Raw genomic sequence first — 23,798 nt, 5'->3', positions numbered from 1 at the left:
GTTTTCACCCTATTTCTTCTACTTAATAGTATAGGAAAATATGATCTGATGCAATGACAACATTGTGTCAGAACAGCGCTCACTGCTATACTAAAATGAAAAGGGAGGAGAGCAGATGAACAATTTAGCGAAGTTATTTATAGCAGCAGTTATAGTTGTCTTTGCTTTCGTCTTATTTGATCAACCGGTTCAAGAAAATGAGCTTTTAACAGAAGAAAGACAAACAGGACAAGTATTGCCTCAAGAGAATTTGACAGACTCAACTCCTGATTACAATGTTTTTTCGCGACCGAAAGAAGGAGTCTCGACTTTTGTAGGGAAACCAATTGAAGAATGGCGAAAGGCTTATGGTGATCCACTTCGAATCGAACCTTCTTTGTATAATTATGAATGGCATATTTATAAACATGATGTGATCAGTTATCAAATGGTGGGTGTAGAAGATGGCATCATTAATCAAGTATATGCTGCCGGAGAAGATGCACAGGTCAATCCTTATAAGGTGGGGCAATCACTCGAAGAGATTTATAGGTTCACATTAGTGCTTCCTGAAATCGGACTGGAGTTAAATGACAGCACCTATGTCCTGTCATTGAGTCCTTCCGATACACAACGCCGAATCTTGGTTCAATACGAAGGTTTATTCGCCCAACTCTACATTGATACTTTCGACAATCAATTAGAAGGGGTGCGTTTTATTACTCCTGAAGTATTGTTGATGCACCGTGCATACGACACCTACTACGAGGGGGAAATGGTCGAAACAACGTATCCAACGTCAGCAATTCAAAATGCTGTGGACCGAGCTGCTGAACGAGAATTGTTCGACTTGACCAATTTGTATCGTATGCGTCATGGCGTCGAAGCTTTAAATACGTATCCTGCGCTTGCTCAAATTGCTAGAGAATATAGTCAAGAGCTTGCAAAGAGTGAGACAGTGATGCAAGAGGAATTTGAGCTTTCTAAATACGAAGACAAACTGGAAGAGTTTGAAATCCCATTCAAAAGAGCTGGAGGGAATAGTGCCGCCCTCTACAGAGATCCTATAGAAGCCATCAATGGTTGGATCAATTCAAAAGTGCATAGAGAAACGATTCTTGAACCTACTTATACGCATCTTGGAGTAGGAGTCTTTTCAGAGTATTACACGCAAAATTTTATAGAGATTGCTCAAGAGGAGTCCGAATAACAGTACCGCCGCCATCTGTCATAAATGACCAAATGGTGAGCGGTATTTTAATAGTACGATTGTGATTGGATATGGAGGGGACAGAGACCGCAAGAAGAGGGGAACGATTGGTTGCATCGCATCAAAACAATGCAAGAGAGTTATATTCACTTTAGACAATCCACGTTTTGAAGAACCTTTACAGCCACTGCTAGACATGAAAAAAACGCACCAGACGCACTTGTCATGCCTGACAGAAAAGTGGCGATTTGGTACGCGCTCGAGACGAGTAATGTAGGTGAACCTATAATAATTGCTGGAAAAGGGAACGAACGAGAAATTGCGTATCGTGGTGTTTCCATTCCTTTTCATGATAAAGCCATTATTTTTGAGTGGGCAGGTCAATCACAAAGAATGAGCCTGTAGCATACGCGATTCTTGTCCCTTTTGCATCATATGCAGAAGCTTCCAATACAAGTGTTTGACGACCTTTATGTAAGTAAGAGGCAATGCTATATACAGACGGCTCAGTTGTTGCTTTCGTATAATGAATCGTCAAATTCGTGGTAACAGCGCCTTTTCCTTGCGGGCGTAAATCTTTGTTCACTAAGAAGCCCATTGCATTATCGATTAACGTTGCTACAATTCCTCCGTGTGGCATTCCGAACGAATTGACCGTTAAAGGTGTGATCGGCATGTCTACTCGGCACGTCTCATCTGGAAAGGATATATCAAACTGGAATGCTGCATTGACAAATGTCGTATAACGACCTTGACGTTTTTCTTCAAGACTGTTGACGAATGTCTCCAGTAAGTTTCTTTCAGTCTCTGTAGCTTGTTCTAAAAAGCTTTGAATGGTAGAAGTTGTATGCAAGTTGGTTTTCCCCTTTATAAAAATTTGGTATGATGAAGCGGGAGGGATCATCATGCAGATGACATCTGACTGGCTTACGATCTTGGATGAAGTAGATGAACTTAACACGTTCGTCATGAACTCTGAAATCGTGTCAGCTTATTATAAAGCCCACACGGACGTGTACGCGTCCCCAGAAGTGGCGAAAGTAGTTCATGAGTTTTCACGTCTGAAAGAGACGTATGAAGAAGTTCAACGATTTGGAAAGTATCACCCAGATTATAAAACTATTAATTCCAAAATCCGCATCAAAAAACGAGAGATGGACCTTATTCCACAAGTTGCAGAGTTGAAAGCGGCTGAAAATGATGTTCAAGATTTGCTAGATGAACTCAGTCTGCTTATTGCTCACGCGGTTTCAACAGATATTAAAGTACCTGTCAGCAACCCTTTCTTTCAGAGTGCGACAGGCTCGTGTAGTACGGGATGTGGAACGGGATCTGGTTGTGCATGTTCTGCTTAAAAGCTCCTACGGGGGCTTTTTTTTAATGGCCTTCTCCTTGAATGAGTTGCACGGCCACTTCTGGACTGTCGGTCACAATTCCATCCGCTCCGTTTTCAAGTAGACGCTTCATGTCTTCTTGTTGATCAATGGTCCAGTAATGCACTTTAATATTTAGTGAATGCAAGAATCGAATAAAGCCGGCGGTGTCTAAGCGAATTGATTTATGTTTCGTAGGTAGCTGGAATACATCCGCTTTTGGGTGATAGAGATGTTTGAACTGACTCGTGTAAGCGGTATATGCTTTTCGTACTTCCTTTTCCCCTGCCCCTAACGCTACCCGGTTTTGTGCGTACAGATTGAAGCGGTCGATTTGTTCGTCGAAGTAACTCGTCACTACTACACGGTCCAGTGCTCCAGCTTCTTCTATAACGCGCCATAATTTAGAAGGCATCAGTGAGCCTTCATAAGAGGTAGGGGCGTCTTTCATATCCATATTTATATAGAGAAACGGAAAACGATCCAACAGTTCTTGTAACGTTAGGATTCTTGCTTTTTCAAGTTCCTCGGATGAAAATTTTGCGCGGTCTACAAACTTTTCACTAAAGTCGATGGATTGAATCTCATCAAGCGTCATTTCACTGACTAAGCCTGTAGCTCCGCTCGTGCGATCTACAGTGTCATCGTGAAAGACGATAATTTGTTCATCTTTTGTCATACGTAAATCAATTTCGAAGCCGTGAACACCCAGTTCCGCGGCTTTTTCAAACGCAAGCCAAGTAGATTCAGGCGCATTATTGGAGCCACCTCGATGAGCTAATACAATCGGTTGTTCTGTTGCAAGTACAGATTTCTGCGGGCGTGGTTGCGGTTTGGAGAGTACTTTCGTTCCCGCCCAAGCTGTACCAGCTGCCGCAGCAACAACTAAAGCTATGGTTCGTTTACGTGTCATAAAAATTGCCTCCAATACATTCAGTTTTCAGAATTTCCCTGCTGTGGTAGACTAAACTTACTATGAATTCGTCATTTGAGCAAATTTAGAAGAGGGGGATCTGTATGATTCCAAGACAAGGGTTAATCGTCTATGTTAATCATTTAAAGCATGCGAAGACACTTCGTAAATACGGACATGTCTACTATATTTCTAGAAAATTAAAATACGTAGTGTTGTATATGAATCAAGAAGATATCGAGTCTGTTACAACAAGACTTTTAAAACTTCCGTTCGTGAAAAAGCTAATGCCTTCAGAACGACCATTTATTAATACGGAATATGAAAACTCGAAACCTGATAAAGCGAAAGAATACGATTATAAAATCGGATTATGATAAAGGCGGCAGCAAATGGTTTAGACGCATTATCGCAATGAGTGCTTGATGGTAATGATCAATCGATCCAAATTCACTAGAATGTTTTACTTCAAGTGTGACGGGTACGACATCAAGTTCGTGCATAGTACGTTCGAACATGAGCTGTCTTTCGGTTTTCGGCTCTTGAAAAGGGATACCTTCCCGACAACTATATATAGGGATAAATGGTACGTCTCCAGCTGGTTTCAATGCCAATGCCAAGGAGACACTTTTTTTGTCATTTTTCTTGCCATGTAAAATAAACGCATGAAGAATTCGATGTTTGTTTGTTTTTGCTAGTTCACAAAGCTCAAACACATCCCCATACCCTTCGCCTAACTCTATAAATCGCTGAATCATGAAAATCGTCCTTTCTTGTTACAGTTCTTATGTTAATTTACTAAATATCGCACAACTTGGAAAGGGGGAACACGATGCGTATCGTTTCCGGAAGTCGCAAAAGTATACCATTAAAAGCAGTACCAGGGGATGCGACACGCCCTACAACAGATAAAGTAAAAGAATCTTTATTTAATATTCTTGGACCTTATTTTGAAGGAGAATTTGTTCTCGACTTATTTGCTGGATCGGGTTCTCTTGGTTTAGAAGCACTTAGTAGAGGTGCAAACTATGCAGTCTTCGTTGAGAAAAACGGGAAAGCCGTAAAAGTTCTTCAAGAAAACGTAGAAAAAGCACGCTTTACTGAACAAGCTGAGATTATGAAAGGTGACGCACGGCGCGTTTTAGAGGATTTGCAAGTACGAGGAGTTGCATTTGATTTAATTTTTCTTGATCCTCCTTATGCGCAAATCAAGTTGTATAGTTTGGCAGAAACAATCATAGAGATGGGGTTGTTGAAAGAAGATGGTCTCATTATTTGTGAACATGCAAAAGAAGTAAACGTAGAAGATTTCATTCCGTCTGCTAGTTGTTATCGTAAAGAACAATATGGAAGTTTAAGCATCTCATTCTTTGAACATAAAAGGAGTTCGACACAATGAAAATTGCAGTAGTTCCAGGTTCGTTTGATCCTATCACCAATGGTCATTTAGACATCATCACGCGAGCATCGGTGATTTTTGACAAAATCAAAGTAGTCGTTTTAAATAATTCATCGAAAAACCCACTATTTACTGTAGAAGAGCGTATGAACCTGATTGAACAATCTACAGCACATCTTGGGAATGTCGAAGCGGACACCTTTTCAGGTTTATTAGTAGATTATGCGAAACAAGAAAATGCACAAGCTATTATACGTGGATTACGCGCTGTATCGGATTTCGAATATGAGATGCAGATCACGTCAATGAACCGAAAGTTAAACGATCAAGTGGAGACATTGTTCATCATGACTAAAAATGAATATTCCTTCTTGAGTTCTAGTATTGTAAAAGAAGTTGCCAAATATGAAGCACAGCTCCATGAATTCGTCCCTGCACCTGTTGAAAAAGCACTGCGCGAAAAATTTACGAATTCGGAAGCCTAGTGCTTCTTTTTTACGTCAAAAAATAAAGAGCACTCACTAAAACAATCATCGTATAAATTCTGGCTATAAAGTAAGGGAAAAATGATATCCCAGAACCTCTAAGTAACAGCAAGTTCTGCAAGTGAATGCTCATTCCAGTAAAACCAAGAACTAGTCCATAGTAAGGCAATGTAGCGCCAGTAACCGATGCTTGCTCAATACCAGCAGATAGTTCAAGTAGACCATAAAGAAGAGTGGCCATAGCATCTGGCAAGACAAAGGTTTGAATGACTACTTCAGCAGCTGAACTACTGACAATGACGGACACAGCAATAATGGTTAATGTCTCAGCTATTGATTGAAAAAATGGAGCTGTGGTAGCCGAACGCTTAGCAACAGGAGAAGTTGTAGATGTTTTGCGAAGCATCCATAAACCCACTATACTCAAATTAATACTATGGATGAGCAGAAGAAGTTGAAAGCCGATTGTTCGATGACCTAAACTTTCTAAACCTACAAATGCCAGCAGAAACATTGGACTTGGGAATTGTAAAGCAGCCAGAAGCAAAGACGGGGATTTTAGATAGCCTCGTTCCAATGACTGTTTCATGAAAGGAATGAGTACAGTTAAAAAAAGAGTAACGCCTTTAGAGGCGCCATCAAAGGATGCAGAAGGAAACAGTAGACCAAGAAACATCAGTGTAAGGCAACTGACCTGCACAATGTGGTGAATGGGCTTCGCTCCTTACTCAAGTTACTAGAGGGGGAAAAGAGATGAAAAGATGGGCAGGTCCAATTGGAATTGTACTAGCCTTACTAGTTTTGTTTTATCCGCTGGATTATTATATTTCAAAACCCGGTGGCGCATACGAACTGTCTCCAATTGTAGAAGTAGAAAATAAAGATGCGGGAGATACGGGTGAATTACGTCTATTGACAATCGCTTTATCTAAAGCAACGCCCGCTACTTATATTTATCAGTCATTGAAAGATCCAGACCATTTAATGAAAGCTAATCAAATTCGGCGAGAAGATGAAGATGATGAAGCCTACGAAGTGCGTCAGTTAAAACTGATGTCGAATTCACAACTCAATGCTATACAAGTAGCATATGACAAAACTGACGAACCATATGAATTGATAAACAATGGATTATTCATCTATTCAGTTGTCAAAGGAAGTCCAGCAGACGGTACGCTTCGTCCTGGAGACCGGATCCAAGCGATTGACGGGAACGCGGATGTGAGTGAACAAGCGCTTCAAGAATTTATTTTAACAAAAGAAGTCGGCGATACGATTCAATTATCAATTGATCGTGACGGAGAGAAACGAGATGTTGAAATTACTTTAGGAAGCATCCCAGAGATTCCAGACCGTCCGGCTGTTGGAATTTCCTATCAGCAAGATCAAGAGATTACGACAGAGCGTGAAGTGTCATTCCAATCTGACGAAATTGGGGGGCCATCTGCGGGATTAATGTTCACGTTAGAAATCATGAATCAATTACTTGAAGGCGACTTAACAAAAGGGTATAGCATCGCAGGGACTGGTGAGATTCTGGCTGACGGCCGAGTGGGTCGCATCGGTGGAGTGGATTTAAAAGTCGTAGCGGCAGCTGAAGAAGGTGTCGATTTTATGTTTGCACCAGATGACGAGATTTCAGAAGACCTTCTTGCAACGAACCCAAACCTATTGAGTAATTATCAAGCCGCCATAGAAACAAAAGAAGAACTAGGTTTAGATATTGAAATTGTGCCTGTCAAAACAATCGACGACGCACTTGATTACTTAGAAAAGCTGCCCCCTAAATCCTAAGGGGCAGCTTTTTATATTCTTGACCTACTTGGTTATGAAGCTGTTTAGATGAGTACCCTAAGTAATAGACATCCGAAGATCGGGTATCGTGGGCAAGGAAAAGTGAATCGCTACTGGCTAGACGAGAGACGAGCGGCAGCTCAAAGGCTTTTTTGTGGTGATTCAGGTACGCCTGTCCAGCTGATGTCATGCCGAGGAGTCGAACAGCGTCTGGCATCTCTTTCGTGCGTTGTGATTCCAGAAATCCTGTATAAATATGGGTCATCATACGTTGGAGTCGAGTCCATGTATAGCGCTTTGATTTTAACAACTGCATAAACTCCTGATAACTTGTGGCTGTCTTCGCATGTTTATGAATTGCAAATTCTATACCCTCTGTCACTTCAGCATGCTCTCTTAATTGATCGGGTGTTTTTGAAAGGATGGCATAGCGTAATGTCGGCCAAAATTGTTCCCAACTCGCAAATTGTTGGTAGGTGTTATACCATTCATTCAATAATCGGTAGGTAGCTGCTGGTACGTGATCGCCTGGAATACTCATCGTCTTAAACAACGAATGGCGAATACCAGTCGCACTCGCTATTGTTTGGCCTTCTTCGATAAAATCATGATACCCAGCCCCGATACGCTGAATAGTGACAGGTTGAATCGGTTTTCCTTGTGCGGCTTCTACGTAATGATAGCCGAGAATATTGTTAGGTTGCGCTAAGTCAACAGACGTTTCTGAATGAGGATGTAAGCTTTGAAAAGCATCTTGTAACGCCATAGGATAACTTTTTCCTTGGGAGAGGGAATGCTTAATTTGTGAATTATAGTACTCTCGATTGGTAGCAATTAGATGATATGTCGTGATAAAATCTTCAATTTCTCCGTGCTCACTTCCGAATACAAAGGAGTCACATTTTAATTCATTGGCCAGATGAATGGCTCCTTGTGCGAACTCCGTTGCAGATGCGGTAGCAAACCGGTATGGCAACTCGACGACAACATCGACACCACTAGATAGTGACATTTTTGCTCGCGTCCATTTATCGACTAGAGCAGGCTCACCCCTTTGCAAGAAGTTGCCGGACATTACTGCAATAACAATGTCTGCGCCTGTAACTTTTCTAGCTTGTTGAACATGATAAGCATGTCCATTATGAAAAGGATTATGTTCTACAACGACCCCTGTTGCTTTCAATTTTCATCGCTCCTTCGTATACTAGTAACAGTATACGCGCAGGGAAAACAGGTGACAAGAAATTATCTTGACATCTATTTCTGCACGTTATATAATCAACTTTGTTGTCTTGAGGTGATAAACGTATGAAATGGACAATTCATCAATTGGCGAAATACCGTCGTAGTCATATGGAAATTGACGAAGAAGTTCAGCTTCCTGAACTGATGAAGCGAAATCCTGAGATTCGGCACGTATCACCCGTACATGTAAAAGCCCGTTGTACAGTTGGTGCAACGAGTTTAACTTGCCACTTTCATTTAGAAGGACACCTCATTTTACCAAGTTCTCGGACATGGGAAGATGTGGAGTTTCCGTATTCGATCGATTCAACAGAAGTGTTTGATTGGTCAGAGCATGCTGAGGAAAGCGATAATGTCCATCCTGTTGAAGGAGAAGTCATCAACGTTGACCCGGTATTGGAGGAACTGATTCTTTTAACCATTCCTCTTCAAGTTTTTAAAGAAGATGCAGACGAGCCGAGACCTGAGGGTGGAAGCTTTTGGAGCTATGCAACGGAAGAAGAACTGAAGGAAAAGGAAGCTGGCGAACAAAAAACGGATCCAAGACTTGCTGAATTAGCTAAGTATTTTGATCAAACAGACGAATAGATCTGTAAGGAGGTGCCATCAATGGCTGTACCATTTAGAAGAACTTCTAAAACTGCAAAAAGAAAGCGTCGTACGCATTTCAAACTATCTGTACCTGGTATGGTAGCATGCCCAAACTGTGGTGAAGCGAAATTGGCTCACCGCGTATGTAAGTCATGCGGACACTACAAAGGGAAAGAAGTTGTAAGCAAATAATTCAGTATTTGCGACACACTTAATACTGATAACTTTCTGAGTTATCCGTATAATAAAGACTAGCAGAGAGGCCATGGCTCTCTACTAGTCTTTTTTCTATGGGAGGAATTTTTCATGAGCTTTCGTATCACAAAGTTAGATGGAATTGTTCAGTTTCAAATTACACGACCTGAAATACATAATGCCGTCAATCATGAAGTGGTAGACGGATTTGCTCTATTTATTGAGCAACTCGCCCAGGAAGATGTGCAGTTTGGGGTTGTCACGGGTGAAGGGGACAAGGCGTTTTGTAGTGGGGGGGATTTATCTGTGTTCCACTCTCTACGTACGGAGCAACAAGCTCTTGAAATCCACGAACGAATGGCGACCCTTTTATACAAATTAGCCACTCAACCTGTACCGGTCATTGCGCTTGTGAACGGCACCGCAATCGGTGGCGGTGCTGAGATCGCATCTGCTTGCGATTACCGGTTGGTTAGTGAACATGCACGAGCGGGCTTTGTACAAGGGACCCTCGCTATCACGTCTGGGTGGGGTGGTACGACATTCCTTCAGCTAAAGGGCATTCCTTACGATAAATTATTGAAATTTACAACAGAGGCAAAGCCACTACCCGCAGATGAACTAAAAGATCTGGGGTGGGCGACTTCCGTTTATTCAGGCGACAAGTGGGCCGCAGTAGCTGACTTTGTAAAACAGATGAAGCAATTGCATCCGTCCGTTGCAAAGTCTTATAAAACTCTTTTAACAACTGAGTTGCGTAAGCCTGAAGTATATGAACGAGTGCTAGATGAGGCGCGCATGTGTGCAAAGTTATGGGAACTGGATGCACACCACGAAGCGGTAGACCGATTTTTAGCACGTAAGAAATAAAAAGTGCGGACAATTTGAATTAATTTGTCAATTCATAGTTGAAATCGCTTTCATGTTTCGTATAGACTTAGAACGTGTGGGAAGGGGAGAAATGTTTTGAAACGTATACTTATTGCGAATCGGGGAGAAATCGCAAGTCGTATCATACGTACATGCGAAAAAATGGGGATTGAAACAGTGGCTGTCTATTCAGAAGCTGACGCAGAGATGCCTTTTGTCAAGCAGGCAACAGTCGCGCATCTGATAGGGCCAGCACCTGTTAACCAATCCTATTTAAATAAAGCAGAAATACTACGTGTTGCAAAAGAAGAGCAGGTAGACGCTATTCATCCTGGCTATGGGTTCCTCTCTGAAAATGCAGAATTTGTTCGGGAGATTGAAGCGGCAGGAATTCGCTTCATCGGTCCCTCTGCTGAGACCATTGATAAGATGGGAGACAAAATTGCTTCACGGGAGACGATGAAACTGGCTGGGGTGCCAGTTGTCCCTGGGACTGAAGAAGGATTGGCGACTGCTGAAGATGCCGTGACATATGCTAACTCGATCGGATATCCCGTCATGCTTAAAGCATCGGGCGGCGGTGGTGGTATTGGCATGGTGAAATGTGAAAATGAGCAAACGCTCGCTCAACAATTCACTGGCATCAAAACACGCGCGAAAAACTACTTTGGCAACGATGCTGTGTTCGTAGAAAAGTTTGTCGAGCCGGCACGTCATATCGAAGTTCAAATTTTTGGAGATGCAACAGGTAACGTCTATCACTTGTTTGAACGAAATTGTTCTGTGCAACGACGCAATCAAAAAGTCATCGAAGAAGCGCCGTCACCTGCATTATCGGACGCAACAAAAGCAAAACTTTATGAAGCGGCTGTTAAAGCAGCGCAGGCCGTGAACTATAAAAATGCTGGAACTGTCGAATTTATTATGGACGCAGATGAAAACTTCTATTTCTTGGAGATGAATACACGTCTTCAAGTAGAACATCCGATAACAGAGTTGATTACAGGACAGGATTTAGTTGAATGGCAATTACTAACAGTAATGGGCAACGAGTTACCAATTCGTAGTCAAGATGACTTGTCAGTGGCAGGTCATGCGCTCGAGTTTCGTCTCTACGCAGAAGATTCAGAGCGCTTCATGCCATCACCAGGGGAATTAGAGACACTTGAGTTTCCACAAGGCGAGGGGATTCGAATCGACGGGGGCTATGCGCAAGGTACCTCTGTCACACCTTATTACGATCCAATGATTGCGAAAATCATTATCTCAGGTGATTCCCGCGAACAAGCAATCGAGCGTGCGAAAGATGCTCTTGCACAGGTCCAAGTTGAAGGGGTTAAATCGAACTTGTCGTTCTTTAAAGACTTCCTGACATTTAGAGAGTTCGAGCAAGGAAGTTATGCAACGAATGTAATCGATCACTATAGAAAACACAAATTGGAGGAACAATCATGAAAACATTACTTTCAACAATGGCAGGAACAGTATTCACAGTAAATAAAGCAGTCGGAGAAGAAGTCGTCACAGGAGACGTCGTTTTAGTTCTTGAATCAATGAAAATGGAGATTCCTGTGGAGTCTGAACAATCGGGAAAAATCACGCAAGTACACGTAAACGAAGGGGATTTTGTAAACGAAGGGGACACGCTCGTCACATTCGAATAAGACAACAAGGGGGGAGATGGGTATGGTCACAAAACCATATAATGAGCGTTTAGAAGAAAAGGTGTCGACAATCTTTGCGGGTGGAGCTTCAAAATACCATGAAAAAATGAAAGAGCAGGGCAAGATGTTTGTTCGTGATCGTCTCGCGCTGTTATTTGATAATGGCGAGTATAAAGAAGACGCAAAGTTTGCAAATAGTGAGGCAGGCGATCTTCCGGCAGATGGCGTGGTCACGGCGATGGGGAAAGTCGGCGGCCAAATGGTGTGTGTCATGGCGAATGATTCGACAGTCAAAGCTGGTTCATGGGGTTCACGAACTGTGGAGAAGATTATTCGCATCCAAGAAGTCGCAGAAAAAAACCGTTTGCCACTTCTCTATTTGGTGGATTCGGCAGGTGCGCGTATTACGGATCAGTTAGATATGTTCCCGAACCGTCGCGGTGCAGGACGTATTTTCCACAACCAAGTGCGTCTATCAGGTTTTATACCACAGATTTGTTTATTGTTCGGCCCATCCGCTGCAGGTGGTGCATATATTCCGGCGTTCTGTGATATTGTCATCATGGTCGATGGGAACGCATCGATGTATTTAGGTTCACCACGTATGGCCGAAAAAGTAATCGGGGAGAAAGTAACGCTCGAAGAAATGGGTGGGGCGCGCATGCACTGTTCAGTTAGTGGATGCGGAGACGTGTTAGCTGACAATGAAGAACATGCGATTGAACTTGCCAAATCATATCTTGCGTTCTTCCCAGCCAACTTCTTGGAGCAGCCTCCGGTTGTAGATGCTGTGAAACCAAAAGCGGGGCGCTCGCTTGAAGAGATTATTCCAGAAAACCAAAATGCACCATTTGATATGTACGAAGCCATTGATCAATTGATTGATGAAGGGACTTTCTTTGAGATTAAAAAGTTGTTTGCGTCCGAGTTGATCACGGGTCTTGCCCGCATTGACGGTAAACCTGTTGGTATCATTGCGAATCAACCGAAAGTAAAAGGCGGCGTGCTATTCATTGATTCAGCGGATAAAGGCGCGAAGTTCATCTCGTTATGTGATGCGTTCCATATTCCACTCTTGTTTTTAGCGGATGTTCCAGGATTCATGATTGGAACAAAAGTTGAGCGTGGTGGCATTATTCGTCACGGGGCGAAATTGATTGCAGCAATGAGTTCGGCTACTGTACCTAAAATCTCTGTAGTTGTCCGAAAAGCGTATGGAGCTGGGTTGTATGCAATGGCTGGCCCTGCATTCGAACCAGATGTCTGTTTAGCGCTTCCGACAGCCCAAATTGCTGTCATGGGTCCAGAAGCAGCAGTGAATGCAGTGTATTCAAACAAGATTGAATCCATTGAAGATCCAAAAGAAAGACTTGCATATGTACAAGAAAAACATGCAGAATATAAAAAGGAAATTGATATTTACAAATTGGCATCTGAGATGATTGTCGATGAAATCATCCCGCCATCTGAGTTGCGTCAAGAGCTTGTGGATCGTCTAGCGCTGTATGCGACGAAACACATTCCTGCACCACCACGTAAACATCCAGTATTTCCTGTTTAAATAGTCTACCCTTTAGGGGTAGGCTTTTTTCTAACAGAGAAGAGGTGAGTCTATGCACATTGCAGTTGTGGGAGCTGGAGCGATTGGATTACTTGTCACGAAGTTGCTAGAAGATAGTGGACACTCAGTAGTGGTGTACTCACGATCTGAAAAGTCGTTCCCTGTCCTCTATCAATCTCCAGAAGGTTCAGTAGAACTTGTCTCATTTATGGGGACACAAGATACCACATTACTTAATGAAGTTGACCTCGTTTTTGTTGCGACAAAAACGTATCATTTAGAGAGTGTTTATCCGCTTTTACACAATAGAACCGGGCCAATTGTATTTTTACAAAATGGACTCATTCGTAAGCAGGTTGAGGCCGCATTAGGAAAAGACTATTGCTTATTTGGAAGTATTGATCACGGGGCAGGCATTGAAGAAGACCTGTTGGTGCATACCGGCAATGGTTCTATTCGTGTCGGTGACAATCCGCTGTATGAACCTTTCATAAAGCAATTGGCTCCAGTTGTATCGTGGGCGGATGATATTGACCGGGTGCTAATGCGAAAAGCTGTATTGAATACGTTAATCAATCCATTAACTGCTTTGTTAGATGTACCCAATGGTGAACTGGCTGTAAATGATTCGTTGCAACAAGCGGTCATTGCTCATTACGATGAACTAGTGATGGCATTTCCGACTTTAGAAGACTATGTACAATTGGAGGAAGTGTTTGAATTGATCAAACGCACAGCTACCAATTCTTCTTCGATGCGTCGAGATATCAAGGCTGGCAGAGAGACAGAAAATTCAGCTATTGTCCTGCCGCTACTCGAGCAAGCAGAAGCTAGAAATGCATACTTGCCTATCACTTCTTACCTCTATTCCATGATTCAATCTAAAAAGGAGTGAGTTCCATTCAAACGATTTTATCTATATTGATTGTTTTTCCGGTGATAGTGTTTGTCGGGGCATGGTTCATTGGCCGGCTACTTCGAATCCGGAAAAGAAAACGTTTAGGAATAGCCGCAGATGTGACAACAGTCGTACTATATTTTGCGGTTGCTGCAGTCTATGACTGGCTATCCGTCCCAAACGCGTGGACAAATCTTCTCTTGCTTCTTTTATTTATTGCCATCCTAGTTGTCGCTATTTTATGGAAAAACAAGAGTGATGTAGGACCACAAGTCATCATGCGCTTACTTTGGCGCATTTACTTCTTAGTTTTATCAACATTGTACTTTTTAGGTTGGGTGATTGGTCTTGTTCGTTCTATCTCTCAATATGTAAGCGGATAGTTTTAATTAAAGATAGTTGTTTGCTATACTCGTATACGTATTGAATTCAGAAGAGGTGTCCTTATGAACGTAACCACACATCCGCAGCCAAAAGCATCGGATTTTTATTCTACATATATAACAAAATTTAATCAGGTCGAGAACTACTTCGCATACCCGTGGGGAGAAACGGAATGGGAGCGTCGTTTTCAAGAACTGCGGTTTTCAGAAGAAAGACGAGGTATGCTCGTCGAAGCGATTCAAGACTCTATGAAAACTGTTTCATTGAGTACTAGCCAAAAAGAGTCGCTACAGTTGCTTTCAGAAGGTGCAGCAGTCACCATTACAGGACAGCAAACGGGCTTACTAACTGGACCTTTCTATTCGATTCACAAGGCAGTCACAGCTATTGATTTAGCAAAGCAGATAACAGCTAAAACAAATAAACCAGTAGTGCCGGTTTTCTGGATGGCAGGTGAAGACCATGACATCTTAGAGGTAAATCATTTCTTCATTGAAAAAAATCGAGATGTTTCAAAGCTCTCATTAGCGGTTCAACAGCTCTCAACTGAAATGGTAGCAGATAAACAAATCGATGCTCAAGAGTTGCGAGGTCTACTTAGTCAAGCCTTTCATGAATTGCCGGAGACAGCGTATACAAAAGAATTGTGGGACTTTCTAGTGACGCTTTCAGAACAACACGGCTCTTATAAAGAATTCTTTTTACAAGCGTTCCAGCATTTCTTTAAAAATTATGGTCTAGTGTTTATCAATTCTTCTGACCAAGGGATGCGTCATCTAGGAAAGCCATTTACAAAACTGTTAATTGAACGAAATGATCAATTAAGACGTGCAGTTTACGATGCGGAACAGAGATTGGCAAGCGAAGGGTTTGGCTTCCCGATTCAGTGCCGAATTGAAAATGCTCATTTGTTCTATGTAAAAGATGCCCATCGCTACTTACTTGAAGCGACAGAAACGGGATTTACGAACAAAGAACTCGGACAATCTTGGACGAAACAGCAACTACTTGATGAAGTGGAAATGAATCCTGAATGTATTAGTCACAACGTAGTGACGCGTCCACTCATGCAACAGTTCTTGTTCCCTGTGCATACGTTTGTCGGAGGTCCGGGAGAAATTGCTTACTGGGCATTGTTAAAAGACGCATTTGAAGTGATGGATTTAAAGATGCCCATTGTCGCTCCGCGCTACAGTGTTACGGTTCTTCCTAATTCAATCGAGAAAAAGATGCAAGATCTTGGAGTGACAGTCGAAGATGCATGGGCAGGTCATCTTCCGAGCCAGATGCATGCGTTTATTGATGCGCAAAAAAATGAACAAGTTGTGGCATCGATTCGCGAGATGAATGCGTGGCTTGATGCTAAGTATGAAGAGCTCCAATCTACACTACATGAGGAGTCTATTAAGATAGATTCTTTACTTGAAAAGAACAAAGCGCTTCATAAGCGACAATTTACATTTTTAGAGCACCAAATCGAAGATGTGTATTTGCAACGATTTGATACTCATGTTGCTGCTTATAAAGCGATTGAAAATGAATTAGTACCTACTGGGTCACTTCAAGAGCGTATTTATTCACCACTTGCCTATTTGAATAAGTACGGATTTGGATTGATCGATGAGTTACTGGCAGTACCTTATAAATTAGACGGCAAGCATTATGTTGTGCATATGAGTTAACAAAGTCGCCCTTGTGGCGGCTTTTTTGTGTCTCAAAATCAAGTCATCTAGTACTTTTGAATTTTTTTATCTACTTTCTTGAAAATTAGTGGAGGAAAGTGGGGGATTGTGGTATGTTTAACTCATAAAGTGGGGTGAGTAGCATGTTCATGGGAGAATATCAGCATTCGCTTGATGCAAAAGGCCGCCTGATTGTGCCAGCGAAGTTTCGCGATCACTTAGAAGGCAACTTTGTCATCACACGCGGACTAGACAATTGTTTGTTCGGATACCCTATGGATGAATGGCGAAAACTCGAAGAAAAACTCAAACAGCTACCAATGACCAAAAAAGATGCTCGCGCATTTACTCGCTTTTTCTTTTCTGGTGCTACCGAAGTCGAAATTGATAAACAAGGGCGCATTATGTTACCTGCGAATCTTCGCGAGTACGCAAAGATGGAAAAAGAATGTGTCGTACTTGGTGTATCCAGTCGCTTTGAAATTTGGGCAAAAGATGCTTGGGACGGCTATGCAGAGGAATCAGAAGAATCCTTTAATGAAATAGCTGAAAACATGATTGACTTTAACATTTAGCCGAAGGAGAGGATCGTTTGTTCAACCATACAACCGTATTACTTACTGAGACAGTCGATGGTTTAGCGATTCGACCAGAGGGAATATACGTAGATTGCACATTAGGTGGCGCAGGCCACAGTGAATACTTAGTCCAACAATTATCCGATGCGGGTCACTTGTATTGTTTCGATCAAGATACAACCGCAATTGAAAATGCAAAACAAAAACTTGCACCCTACATACATCGTGTAACATTCATACATTCAAATTTCCGGAACTTAAAAGAAGAACTTGAAAATCTAGGCGTAACAGAAGTGGATGGTATCCTTTATGACTTAGGTGTCTCATCGCCACAACTGGACACACCAGAACGTGGTTTCAGCTACAACCATGATGCGCCTCTTGATATGCGCATGGATCAAACAAGTGAATTAACTGCCTATCACGTAGTCAACGACTGGCCCTATGAAAAGCTCGTCAAAATTTTCTTCCGCTACGGAGAAGAGAAGTTTTCTAAACAAGTAGCACGAGAAATTGAACGTGCACGTGAGAATCAACCAGTCCAAACGACATTTGAATTAGTCGATTTAATTAAACGCGGAATTCCAGCTGCAGCGCGTCGTACAGGTGGACATCCAGCGAAACGAATCTTTCAAGCGATTCGCATTGCAGTAAACGATGAACTAGGAGCGGCGGAAGAGTCATTAGAAAGTGCCCTTACGTTACTCAAACCGGGTGGCCGTATCTCCGTTATTACATTCCATTCACTTGAGGATCGTTTAGTGAAGACAATGTTTAAAGAAGCATCTAGTCTTCCAGAACTTCCACCGAATCTTCCAGTTATTCCAAAAGAGATGCAGCCGAAGATGAAGCTCATTACGAGAAAACCCATCTTACCATCGGAGGAAGAACTATCTGTAAACAATCGTTCACGCTCTGCGAAACTACGAATTATTGAAAAACTTGACGAGAAAGGGAGTTATTAAATGGCGCTACGACAGTATCAAAGCCAACCGCTACACCAACCGCAAAATCCTGCCGTACCACATACATACAAAACCCCTGTCAAACGTATTTCAAAAGGGGAAAAAATGCTGGCTGCTCTATTCGTTGCTGTCTGTGCCGTCTTGATGGTTTTCATTGTTCAAACACAAACCGAAGTTCGAGCAGTGGATGTACAGATTCAACAAATGGAACGACAAATTGATACAGTAAACCGTGAAAACACTGACCTTGAAATCCAAGTCGCTGAACTTTCAAGCTACGAGCGTATCTGGCTAAAAGCGAAGGAACTGGGCTTAACATTAAATGAGAACAATGTGAAGGTTGTGTCTGGTGAATGAACAAAAAAGTACGTTTTCAATGGGGAGCCTTCCTGCTATTTCTGCTATACGGGGGGCTCTTTTTCCTATTATTAGGTAGATTTATCTACATACAAGTCACGGGAGAAGTAAATGGTGAGGTATTGCAACAACGTGCGGAAGAAAAATATAGTCGCGCGCAAGTGTTAGAAGCGCATCGTGGAACTATTCAAGACCGGAATGGCAATGTTCTAGCAGAGGATACGTTGACATACAAACTGTATGCGGTAGTTAGTGAAGAGGCTACTGCGCACGCATATGATCCACGCCACGTGCTGGATGTTGAGGAAACTGCGACACGTTTGAGTGAACATCTCGACTTACCAAAAGAAGAAATCGCCACACGCTTGCAAGATGGAATTACAAACGAGCGCTATCAAGTAGAATTTGGAGCAGAAGGACGTAATATCTCCCACCAAGAGATGAAAGCGATTGAAGCGCTGAATTTACCAGGTATTAATTTTGAGAAAGATTTGAAGCGTCTCTATACAAACGGGCGATTCGCATCCCACTTAATTGGCTTTGCAATTAAAGAAGATGTGGAAGAAAACAAAACGCGTCTTGTCGGAAAAATGGGACTTGAGCGCATCTACGATGAAATTTTGACGGGTACGCCTGGTCGTGTCGAGTACAAAACAGACCGAGGTGGTATGTTGCTTCCTTCATCTGAAAAATTGATTACAGAACCGCTGCACGGAGCTGACGTCAAATTAACGAATGATCGAACGATTCAAAACTTCCTAGAAGAAGCTGTATCAGATGTGCAAGAACAATATGAACCTGAAAAAATTACAGCTCTTGTCGTCAAAGCCGATAGTGGCGAAATTCTAGCGATGACGCAACGTCCAACATTCGATCCTAATACACGTGAAGGACTCACTACGAACTGGTTAAATGAAAGTGTGGAAAACACGATCGAACCCGGATCAACGATGAAAATTTTCACATTAGCTGCTGCCATTGAAGAAGGCAAGTGGGATCCGAATGCTTGGTATAAATCAGGATCCTATAAATTGCTCGACCGTACCATTTATGATCACAATGTCGTCGGGTGGGGAAGTATTACTTATTTAGAAGGCTTCCAACGTTCTTCTAACGTATCAATGGCCTATTTGCTTGAGAAACTAGGAGATGAGACATTCATCAACTACATTAAAGAGTTTGGTTTTGGGGAAAAGACGGGAATTGACCTACCGAATGAGGCGACAGGTATTATCAGTGACCGCTACCCGATCAACCGTCTAACTACAACGTACGGTCAAGGTACAACTGTCACACCACTTCAGCTTGTTCAAGGTATGACGGCTATAGCGAATGAAGGAACAATGTATCAACCGTATATCATTGATGAAATTGTAGATCCAAACACAGGTGAAAAACTACTCAACCATGAACCCGTTTCAAAAGAGTCACCTATCTCAGCTGCTACTGCAAACCAAGTGAAAGATATCCTTGCGAGTACTGTTACGAGTGAAAAAGGAACTGCGCAAAAGTTCAAACTGGATTCGTACACATCTGCTGGAAAGACAGGTACTGCTCAAATTCCAGATTCAAATGGAAACTACTTATGGGGGCGTCAATTGTTCCTTTATTCATTTTTAGGAATGGCACCTGTCGAAGACCCAGAATTAATCGTCTATGTAGCTGTGCATAAACCTAAAATTGAAGCTACAGAAGTGGGATCGGATCCGACTTCCTACATCTTTAACTATGTCACAGAGAATTCATTAAAATACATGAATATCTCACCAGATGAAACAGTAGAACGTCAGCGCATCGAATTAGAGGACTATGCAGGCCAAGACGTTGCGACAGTTCAATCAACACTGCAAGCACAAGGCTTGGAAGTTGTGACAGTTGGTGCAGAAGATGCAGTAACTGAACAATTCCCAACAGAAGGAACACCTGTTGTCACGGGTACGAAAGTATTTTTGAAATCTCAAGGCGAGAGCGGTTTACCGGATATGACAGGATGGTCCTCTCGTGAAGTGCGTGTATTCAAAGAATTTACCGGGTATCCAATTGAAATGACAGGAAGTGGATTTGTGATTCGTCAAAGTGTCACACCGGGAACTGTGTTGAACCCTGACACACCTTTAGTTATTGAACTTGGCAGTCCTGAAGAAGTGTATACGAGTGAACCGATAGAGGTCGAAGGAGAACCTATTGAAGAACCGGTTGAAGGGGAATAACCTACTCCTGTAATCATATAGTGCTTCAGGAGGGAATTTTATTTCTACTGGTCGTACAAAATTTCTCGCAATTGCGGTAATTATGGTCTTTCTAGCCATTCTGTTGAAAGTGCTGTATATTCAATTTTGGCAGTATGGATTCTTGAATCAGAAAGCGTATAGGTCGAAAACGGGTAGTATGTTGATGGGGACTATATTGTGTCATTTATCGGTTTTGCTCCGATTGATGAACCTGAGTACTTGATCTACATCGCAATTGATGGACCTAAAGGACCTAGTCAGTTTGGCGGAACGATTGCAGCCCCGATTGTAGGGGAATTGTTTGAAGTGCTGGCTGAAGATTCTCCACGTATCCATGAAAAAGAGCGGTCGTGGGATGAAATGCGAGAACTTGAAGTCCCGAACTTGATCGGCCAAACTAAAAAAGAAATTACACCACAGTTACACCAATTCAACTTGATTTGGCATGGAGATGGAGATCAGGTGATTGATCAACTTCCAAAAGCAGGTAGCTCATCAAAACCGCCTTATACCCTGCATCTCTACACGAATTAATTAAAGGAGTTTCACTATGTCACTACTATTTATCACACTAACCATTGCGCTAGGATTTATCATTTCAGCACTACTTGCCCCTATTTTTATTCCTTATTTAAGAAGAATGAAATTTGGTCAAAGTATCCGTGAAGAAGGACCACAATCACACATGAAAAAAGCAGGAACGCCGACAATGGGGGGCTTGATTTTTCTTGTGGCAATTGTTGTAACAACGCTCGGAATATCGTATTTCACGGATACACTTACAACACAGACGGTTGTTCTATTGTTAGTTTTAGTTGGTTTTGGAGTACTTGGTTTTCTTGATGACTTTATTAAAGTCGTGATGAAGCGAAACCTTGGTCTGACATCACTTCAAAAGCTGATTGGTCAAATCGTTTTCTCTATTGCAGCTTATTTCTTACTGCAGTTAGGACCTTTTGATACATCGATTGCAATTCCATTTACATCTTGGTCTATAGACTTTGGACTAGTTTATGTAGCATTTATTGTTTTTTGGCTCGTAGGATTCTCTAATGCTGTCAATTTGTCAGACGGTCTAGATGGTCTTGTGAGCGGGACAGCTTCTATTGCATTTGCGACATTTGGAATACTTGCAGTGCTTTACAATCAAAACGATGCAGCAATTTTTGCGTTTTCAGTTACTGGGGCACTTTTAGGATTCTTACTGTTCAATAAAAACCCTGCCAAAGTATTTATGGGGGACACAGGCTCACTAGCTCTAGGTGGAGCATTAGCGATGCTTTCAATCATACTAAAACTTGAGCTTCTCCTTCTGCTGGTCGGAATTATTTTCGTAGTGGAAACGGCGTCAGTTATCTTGCAAGTAATAAGCTTTAAAACAAGAGGAAAGCGTATTTTCAAAATGAGCCCAATCCATCATCACTTTGAACTTTCGGGTTGGTCGGAACAAAAAGTTGTATATGTATTCTGGACAGTTGGATTTGTTGCAGCTCTTGTTGTCCTAATGCTGGAGGTCTTTGTATGAACCATATAAAAGAATTACGTCACCAAAAAGTGCTAGTTTTAGGGCTTGCCAAAAGTGGGACAGCTGCAGCTGAAATGCTTCATGAGTTGGGGGCATTTGTTACAGTCAACGATGCAAAACCTTTTGAACAAAACGACCATGCACAACAGTTATTAAAACAGGGAATGACAGTGATTTGTGGTAGTCACCCTGAAAATTTATTGGACGAAGGATTCTCTTTGATTGTCAAAAACCCTGGTATTCCTTACTCAAATCCTGTCTTGCAGGAAGCAAAAAAGCGAGAAATTCCAATTTGGACGGAAATTGAGCTTGCGTATCGTATTAGTGAAGCACAAATGATTGGCATCACTGGATCAAATGGAAAAACAACGACAACAACTTTAGTTGCAGAGATGCTTGCAAAAGGCCCATTACAACCGCTTGTTGCAGGGAACATTGGTACAGTTGCGACGTCTGTTGCTAAGGATGCTACAAAAAATAATATTATCGTAACAGAGCTGTCATCTTTTCAACTCATGGGTACGGTAAAATTAAAACCTTCGATTGCGATTATTACGAATATCTATGAAGCGCATCTTGATTATCATTCTGATCTGGAAGAGTATATTGACGCAAAATTGACAGTTGCTAAAAATCAGACATCTGAAGACGTCTTGATTTACAACGCAGAACAACCAGTTCTTGCAGAGCGGGCAGAAAAGTTGAATACGACACTCCTACCGTTTTATGTATCTGCCAAAAATGCAAATGGGATCAGTGCAGATGCAGAATGGGTGTATTGGAAAGGCGAACCTCTTTATAAGAGAGAAGAGATTCGTCTGCCAGGAAAACATAACCTAGAAAATGTATTGGCAGCGACTGCTGCTGCACTTCTAGTCGGTGCACCACTCGAACAGATTCGTGAAACTGTTTCTACATTTGCAGGAGTAAAACATAGAACACAATATGTTGGCGAATGGAACGACCGCCTGTTCTACAATGATTCAAAAGCAACGAATGCATTGGCGACAAAAAGTGCTTTAGAAGGTTTTACACGACCTGTCATTCTTCTTGCAGGCGGAAAAGAACGGCACCATTCCTTTGATGAGCTGATTCCTTATCTACCATCCATCAAGGCTATTTGTCACTTTGGAGAAACTTCTGAGCGTCTGCAACAGTTTGCAAAAACGCATGACGTACTTGCCTTTCCGTTCGAGAATTTAGCAGATGCTTTTTCAAAAGCAGTTGAGTTGTCGGCACCGCAAGATGTGGTTTTGCTATCACCGGCTTCTGCAAGCTGGGATCAGTATGAGAGCTTTGAAATCCGAGGAGATGAATTTATTCATTTAGTAGACCAACTGATAGCGAAAGGATGACGAAGTGCTCTATGAGCAAGCAAAGACTACACTTTTCTTCATAAGTGGGATGTTAACGACTCTTGGCATTTTTTACATTGCCAGTGCCAGCAGCTATTGGTCGGCCGACCATTATCCATCAAGCTTGCCGTTTTGGGTGAAGAGTGTGTGTTTGCATGTATTGCAGTTTTTGTTGTCTTCTCTGTTAGGCGAGTGCGTCTCACCAAAAGCTTGATCACCATTTTCTATGGGCTAGGTATTCTTGTTGCGTTAACCGTATGGATTCCTGGCCTCGGAATTGTCCGAAATGGGGCACGAGGATGGGTGACACTCGGAGGTTTCTACTTTCAACCGGCAGAATTTACAAAAATCGCGACGCTACTTTATACAAGTGCTCTTATTTACAAGAAAACTTCCCATTGGAAAATTGGCGTAGTCATTTTGCTACCTTGTGCACTTTTTATGATACAGCCTGATTTTGGCTCCACATTTCTCGTTGTAGCGACATGTAGTGCCTTGCTTTTTCTTTCTGGTATTTCCATCCGACTTATTTTGTCAGGAGTAG

At 42.1% G+C, this 23,798-nt stretch carries 26 protein-coding genes and 2 pseudogenes; 23 read left to right on the top strand and 5 right to left on the bottom strand.

What is annotated here, in order from left to right; translation table 11 throughout:
• Positions 1–115 precede the first annotated feature (115 nt).
• The gene (locus AB5N96_RS01360) at positions 116–1,189 is read left to right on the top strand and encodes a CAP domain-containing protein (protein WP_392456117.1); all 1,074 of its coding nucleotides are present in this window, start codon (positions 116–118) and stop codon (positions 1,187–1,189) included.
• A gap of 361 nt (positions 1,190–1,550) precedes the next feature.
• Here the strand turns inward: AB5N96_RS01360 and AB5N96_RS01355 are convergent, their stop codons facing one another.
• Positions 1,551–2,042 carry a PaaI family thioesterase gene (locus AB5N96_RS01355; protein WP_204588953.1) on the bottom strand — a complete coding sequence of 164 codons (492 nt, stop codon included), beginning with the start codon at positions 2,040–2,042 and terminating at the stop codon, positions 1,551–1,553.
• Positions 2,043–2,094: 52 nt separating this feature from the next.
• On the opposite strand from AB5N96_RS01355, the gene AB5N96_RS01350 reads away from it, so the two are divergent.
• Positions 2,095–2,544: a YlbF/YmcA family competence regulator gene (locus AB5N96_RS01350; RefSeq protein WP_204588954.1), complete on the top strand. Its 450-nt coding sequence runs from the start codon at positions 2,095–2,097 to the stop codon at positions 2,542–2,544.
• A gap of 22 nt (positions 2,545–2,566) precedes the next feature.
• Here the strand turns inward: AB5N96_RS01350 and AB5N96_RS01345 are convergent, their stop codons facing one another.
• Complete coding sequence (locus AB5N96_RS01345) at positions 2,567–3,475, bottom strand: glycerophosphodiester phosphodiesterase family protein (RefSeq protein ID WP_499704455.1); 909 nt, start codon at positions 3,473–3,475, stop codon at positions 2,567–2,569.
• A gap of 104 nt (positions 3,476–3,579) precedes the next feature.
• On the opposite strand from AB5N96_RS01345, the gene AB5N96_RS01340 reads away from it, so the two are divergent.
• Complete coding sequence (locus AB5N96_RS01340; RefSeq protein WP_204588956.1) at positions 3,580–3,852, top strand: YlbG family protein; 273 nt, start codon at positions 3,580–3,582, stop codon at positions 3,850–3,852.
• On the opposite strand, the gene AB5N96_RS01335 is transcribed toward AB5N96_RS01340, so the two are convergent.
• Positions 3,847–4,233 (bottom strand): DUF7147 family protein, encoded by a 387-nt coding sequence (locus tag AB5N96_RS01335; RefSeq protein WP_499704454.1) that lies wholly within the window; start codon positions 4,231–4,233, stop codon positions 3,847–3,849. The genes AB5N96_RS01340 and AB5N96_RS01335 overlap by 6 nt on opposite strands.
• A gap of 74 nt (positions 4,234–4,307) precedes the next feature.
• Here AB5N96_RS01335 and rsmD point away from each other — a divergent pair, with 74 nt between their 5' ends.
• Complete coding sequence (rsmD, locus tag AB5N96_RS01330; RefSeq protein ID WP_392456127.1) at positions 4,308–4,874, top strand: 16S rRNA (guanine(966)-N(2))-methyltransferase RsmD; 567 nt, start codon at positions 4,308–4,310, stop codon at positions 4,872–4,874.
• Positions 4,871–5,359, top strand: coding sequence for a pantetheine-phosphate adenylyltransferase (coaD, locus tag AB5N96_RS01325; RefSeq protein WP_204588959.1), 489 nt, complete (start codon positions 4,871–4,873; stop codon positions 5,357–5,359). Before rsmD ends, coaD begins: the two co-directional genes overlap by 4 nt.
• Positions 5,360–5,369: 10 nt before the next feature.
• Here coaD and AB5N96_RS01320 read toward each other — a convergent pair whose 3' ends face one another.
• Positions 5,370–5,765 (bottom strand): hypothetical protein, encoded by a 396-nt coding sequence (locus tag AB5N96_RS01320; RefSeq protein ID WP_499704453.1) that lies wholly within the window; start codon positions 5,763–5,765, stop codon positions 5,370–5,372.
• 347 nt (positions 5,766–6,112) lie between these two features.
• Here AB5N96_RS01320 and AB5N96_RS01315 point away from each other — a divergent pair, with 347 nt between their 5' ends.
• Positions 6,113–7,153 carry a SepM family pheromone-processing serine protease gene (locus tag AB5N96_RS01315; RefSeq protein WP_204588961.1) on the top strand — a complete coding sequence of 347 codons (1,041 nt, stop codon included), beginning with the start codon at positions 6,113–6,115 and terminating at the stop codon, positions 7,151–7,153.
• Here AB5N96_RS01315 and AB5N96_RS01310 read toward each other — a convergent pair.
• Complete coding sequence (locus tag AB5N96_RS01310; RefSeq protein ID WP_499704452.1) at positions 7,143–8,336, bottom strand: nucleotidyltransferase; 1,194 nt, start codon at positions 8,334–8,336, stop codon at positions 7,143–7,145. The genes AB5N96_RS01315 and AB5N96_RS01310 overlap by 11 nt on opposite strands.
• Positions 8,337–8,461: 125 nt before the next feature.
• On the opposite strand from AB5N96_RS01310, the gene AB5N96_RS01305 reads away from it, so the two are divergent.
• The 17 genes and pseudogenes from AB5N96_RS01305 to AB5N96_RS01225 form a co-directional block, all read left to right on the top strand.
• Positions 8,462–8,986, top strand: coding sequence for a YceD family protein (locus AB5N96_RS01305; RefSeq protein ID WP_204588963.1), 525 nt, complete (start codon positions 8,462–8,464; stop codon positions 8,984–8,986).
• A 21-nt stretch (positions 8,987–9,007) separates the two neighbouring features.
• Positions 9,008–9,181, top strand: coding sequence for a 50S ribosomal protein L32 (gene rpmF / locus AB5N96_RS01300; RefSeq protein ID WP_094941571.1), 174 nt, complete (start codon positions 9,008–9,010; stop codon positions 9,179–9,181).
• A 114-nt stretch (positions 9,182–9,295) separates the two neighbouring features.
• Positions 9,296–10,054 (top strand): enoyl-CoA hydratase/isomerase family protein, encoded by a 759-nt coding sequence (locus tag AB5N96_RS01295; RefSeq protein WP_499704451.1) that lies wholly within the window; start codon positions 9,296–9,298, stop codon positions 10,052–10,054.
• A 96-nt stretch (positions 10,055–10,150) separates the two neighbouring features.
• Positions 10,151–11,509, top strand: coding sequence for an acetyl-CoA carboxylase biotin carboxylase subunit (locus AB5N96_RS01290; protein WP_499704450.1), 1,359 nt, complete (start codon positions 10,151–10,153; stop codon positions 11,507–11,509).
• Complete coding sequence (locus AB5N96_RS01285) at positions 11,506–11,718, top strand: biotin/lipoyl-containing protein (RefSeq protein WP_499704449.1); 213 nt, start codon at positions 11,506–11,508, stop codon at positions 11,716–11,718. The genes AB5N96_RS01290 and AB5N96_RS01285 overlap by 4 nt, the downstream gene beginning before the upstream one ends.
• A 22-nt stretch (positions 11,719–11,740) precedes the next feature.
• Complete coding sequence (locus AB5N96_RS01280) at positions 11,741–13,279, top strand: acyl-CoA carboxylase subunit beta (RefSeq protein WP_204588967.1); 1,539 nt, start codon at positions 11,741–11,743, stop codon at positions 13,277–13,279.
• 52 nt (positions 13,280–13,331) lie between these two features.
• Positions 13,332–14,174 carry a ketopantoate reductase family protein gene (locus AB5N96_RS01275; RefSeq protein ID WP_499704448.1) on the top strand — a complete coding sequence of 281 codons (843 nt, stop codon included), beginning with the start codon at positions 13,332–13,334 and terminating at the stop codon, positions 14,172–14,174.
• Entirely contained in the window at positions 14,171–14,560 is a 390-nt protein-coding gene (locus tag AB5N96_RS01270) for a DUF3397 family protein (RefSeq protein ID WP_204588969.1), read from the top strand. Before AB5N96_RS01275 ends, AB5N96_RS01270 begins: the two co-directional genes overlap by 4 nt.
• Positions 14,561–14,623: 63 nt before the next feature.
• Positions 14,624–16,243 carry a bacillithiol biosynthesis cysteine-adding enzyme BshC gene (gene bshC, locus AB5N96_RS01265; protein ID WP_499704447.1) on the top strand — a complete coding sequence of 540 codons (1,620 nt, stop codon included), beginning with the start codon at positions 14,624–14,626 and terminating at the stop codon, positions 16,241–16,243.
• 143 nt (positions 16,244–16,386) lie between these two features.
• Positions 16,387–16,818 (top strand): division/cell wall cluster transcriptional repressor MraZ, encoded by a 432-nt coding sequence (mraZ, locus tag AB5N96_RS01260; protein ID WP_204588971.1) that lies wholly within the window; start codon positions 16,387–16,389, stop codon positions 16,816–16,818.
• A gap of 17 nt (positions 16,819–16,835) precedes the next feature.
• Positions 16,836–17,786, top strand: coding sequence for a 16S rRNA (cytosine(1402)-N(4))-methyltransferase RsmH (gene rsmH / locus AB5N96_RS01255; protein WP_392456149.1), 951 nt, complete (start codon positions 16,836–16,838; stop codon positions 17,784–17,786).
• On the top strand, positions 17,787–18,143 hold the full coding sequence (gene ftsL, locus AB5N96_RS01250) for a cell division protein FtsL (protein ID WP_499704446.1): 357 nt from the start codon (positions 17,787–17,789) through the stop codon (positions 18,141–18,143). It begins immediately after the preceding gene.
• The gene (locus AB5N96_RS01245; protein WP_499704445.1) at positions 18,140–20,353 is read left to right on the top strand and encodes a penicillin-binding protein; all 2,214 of its coding nucleotides are present in this window, start codon (positions 18,140–18,142) and stop codon (positions 20,351–20,353) included. Before ftsL ends, AB5N96_RS01245 begins: the two co-directional genes overlap by 4 nt.
• A gap of 192 nt (positions 20,354–20,545) precedes the next feature.
• Positions 20,546–20,908 (top strand): annotated as a pseudogene (locus AB5N96_RS01240) (penicillin-binding transpeptidase domain-containing protein); the annotation flags it as partial.
• Between the two features lie 16 nt (positions 20,909–20,924).
• Positions 20,925–21,899: a phospho-N-acetylmuramoyl-pentapeptide-transferase gene (gene mraY, locus AB5N96_RS01235; protein ID WP_499704444.1), complete on the top strand. Its 975-nt coding sequence runs from the start codon at positions 20,925–20,927 to the stop codon at positions 21,897–21,899.
• A complete protein-coding gene (gene murD / locus AB5N96_RS01230; protein WP_499704443.1) occupies positions 21,896–23,254 on the top strand; it encodes a UDP-N-acetylmuramoyl-L-alanine--D-glutamate ligase in 1,359 nt (452 codons plus the stop codon). The genes mraY and murD overlap by 4 nt, the downstream gene beginning before the upstream one ends.
• A 147-nt stretch (positions 23,255–23,401) precedes the next feature.
• Positions 23,402–23,797 (top strand): annotated as a pseudogene (locus AB5N96_RS01225) (FtsW/RodA/SpoVE family cell cycle protein); the annotation flags it as partial.
• Position 23,798 lies beyond the last annotated feature (1 nt).

Source organism: Chryseomicrobium imtechense, assembly GCF_041475995.1.
Classification (GTDB): domain Bacteria; phylum Bacillota; class Bacilli; order Bacillales_A; family Planococcaceae; genus Chryseomicrobium; species Chryseomicrobium aureum.
The sequence above is the reverse complement of the archived record's forward strand: the minus strand, read 5'-3'. Positions and strand labels throughout refer to the sequence as shown.

Excerpts from the sequence above, each read along its gene's own strand:
- AB5N96_RS01360 (WP_392456117.1), top strand. The coding sequence starts at position 116 with ATGAACAATTTAGCGAAGTTATTTATAGCAGCAGTTATAGTTGTCTTT.
- AB5N96_RS01350 (WP_204588954.1), top strand. The coding sequence starts at position 2,095 with ATGCAGATGACATCTGACTGGCTTACGATCTTGGATGAAGTAGATGAA.
- AB5N96_RS01345 (WP_499704455.1), bottom strand. The coding sequence starts at position 3,475 with ATGACACGTAAACGAACCATAGCTTTAGTTGTTGCTGCGGCAGCTGGT.
- AB5N96_RS01340 (WP_204588956.1), top strand. The coding sequence starts at position 3,580 with ATGATTCCAAGACAAGGGTTAATCGTCTATGTTAATCATTTAAAGCAT.
- AB5N96_RS01335 (WP_499704454.1), bottom strand. The coding sequence starts at position 4,233 with ATGATTCAGCGATTTATAGAGTTAGGCGAAGGGTATGGGGATGTGTTT.
- rsmD (WP_392456127.1), top strand. The coding sequence starts at position 4,308 with ATGCGTATCGTTTCCGGAAGTCGCAAAAGTATACCATTAAAAGCAGTA.
- coaD (WP_204588959.1), top strand. The coding sequence starts at position 4,871 with ATGAAAATTGCAGTAGTTCCAGGTTCGTTTGATCCTATCACCAATGGT.
- AB5N96_RS01320 (WP_499704453.1), bottom strand. The coding sequence starts at position 5,765 with ATGCTTCGCAAAACATCTACAACTTCTCCTGTTGCTAAGCGTTCGGCT.
- AB5N96_RS01315 (WP_204588961.1), top strand. The coding sequence starts at position 6,113 with ATGAAAAGATGGGCAGGTCCAATTGGAATTGTACTAGCCTTACTAGTT.
- AB5N96_RS01305 (WP_204588963.1), top strand. The coding sequence starts at position 8,462 with ATGAAATGGACAATTCATCAATTGGCGAAATACCGTCGTAGTCATATG.
- rpmF (WP_094941571.1), top strand. The coding sequence starts at position 9,008 with ATGGCTGTACCATTTAGAAGAACTTCTAAAACTGCAAAAAGAAAGCGT.
- AB5N96_RS01295 (WP_499704451.1), top strand. The coding sequence starts at position 9,296 with ATGAGCTTTCGTATCACAAAGTTAGATGGAATTGTTCAGTTTCAAATT.
- AB5N96_RS01285 (WP_499704449.1), top strand. The coding sequence starts at position 11,506 with ATGAAAACATTACTTTCAACAATGGCAGGAACAGTATTCACAGTAAAT.
- AB5N96_RS01280 (WP_204588967.1), top strand. The coding sequence starts at position 11,741 with ATGGTCACAAAACCATATAATGAGCGTTTAGAAGAAAAGGTGTCGACA.
- AB5N96_RS01275 (WP_499704448.1), top strand. The coding sequence starts at position 13,332 with ATGCACATTGCAGTTGTGGGAGCTGGAGCGATTGGATTACTTGTCACG.
- bshC (WP_499704447.1), top strand. The coding sequence starts at position 14,624 with ATGAACGTAACCACACATCCGCAGCCAAAAGCATCGGATTTTTATTCT.
- mraZ (WP_204588971.1), top strand. The coding sequence starts at position 16,387 with ATGTTCATGGGAGAATATCAGCATTCGCTTGATGCAAAAGGCCGCCTG.
- ftsL (WP_499704446.1), top strand. The coding sequence starts at position 17,787 with ATGGCGCTACGACAGTATCAAAGCCAACCGCTACACCAACCGCAAAAT.
- AB5N96_RS01245 (WP_499704445.1), top strand. The coding sequence starts at position 18,140 with ATGAACAAAAAAGTACGTTTTCAATGGGGAGCCTTCCTGCTATTTCTG.
- mraY (WP_499704444.1), top strand. The coding sequence starts at position 20,925 with ATGTCACTACTATTTATCACACTAACCATTGCGCTAGGATTTATCATT.
- murD (WP_499704443.1), top strand. The coding sequence starts at position 21,896 with ATGAACCATATAAAAGAATTACGTCACCAAAAAGTGCTAGTTTTAGGG.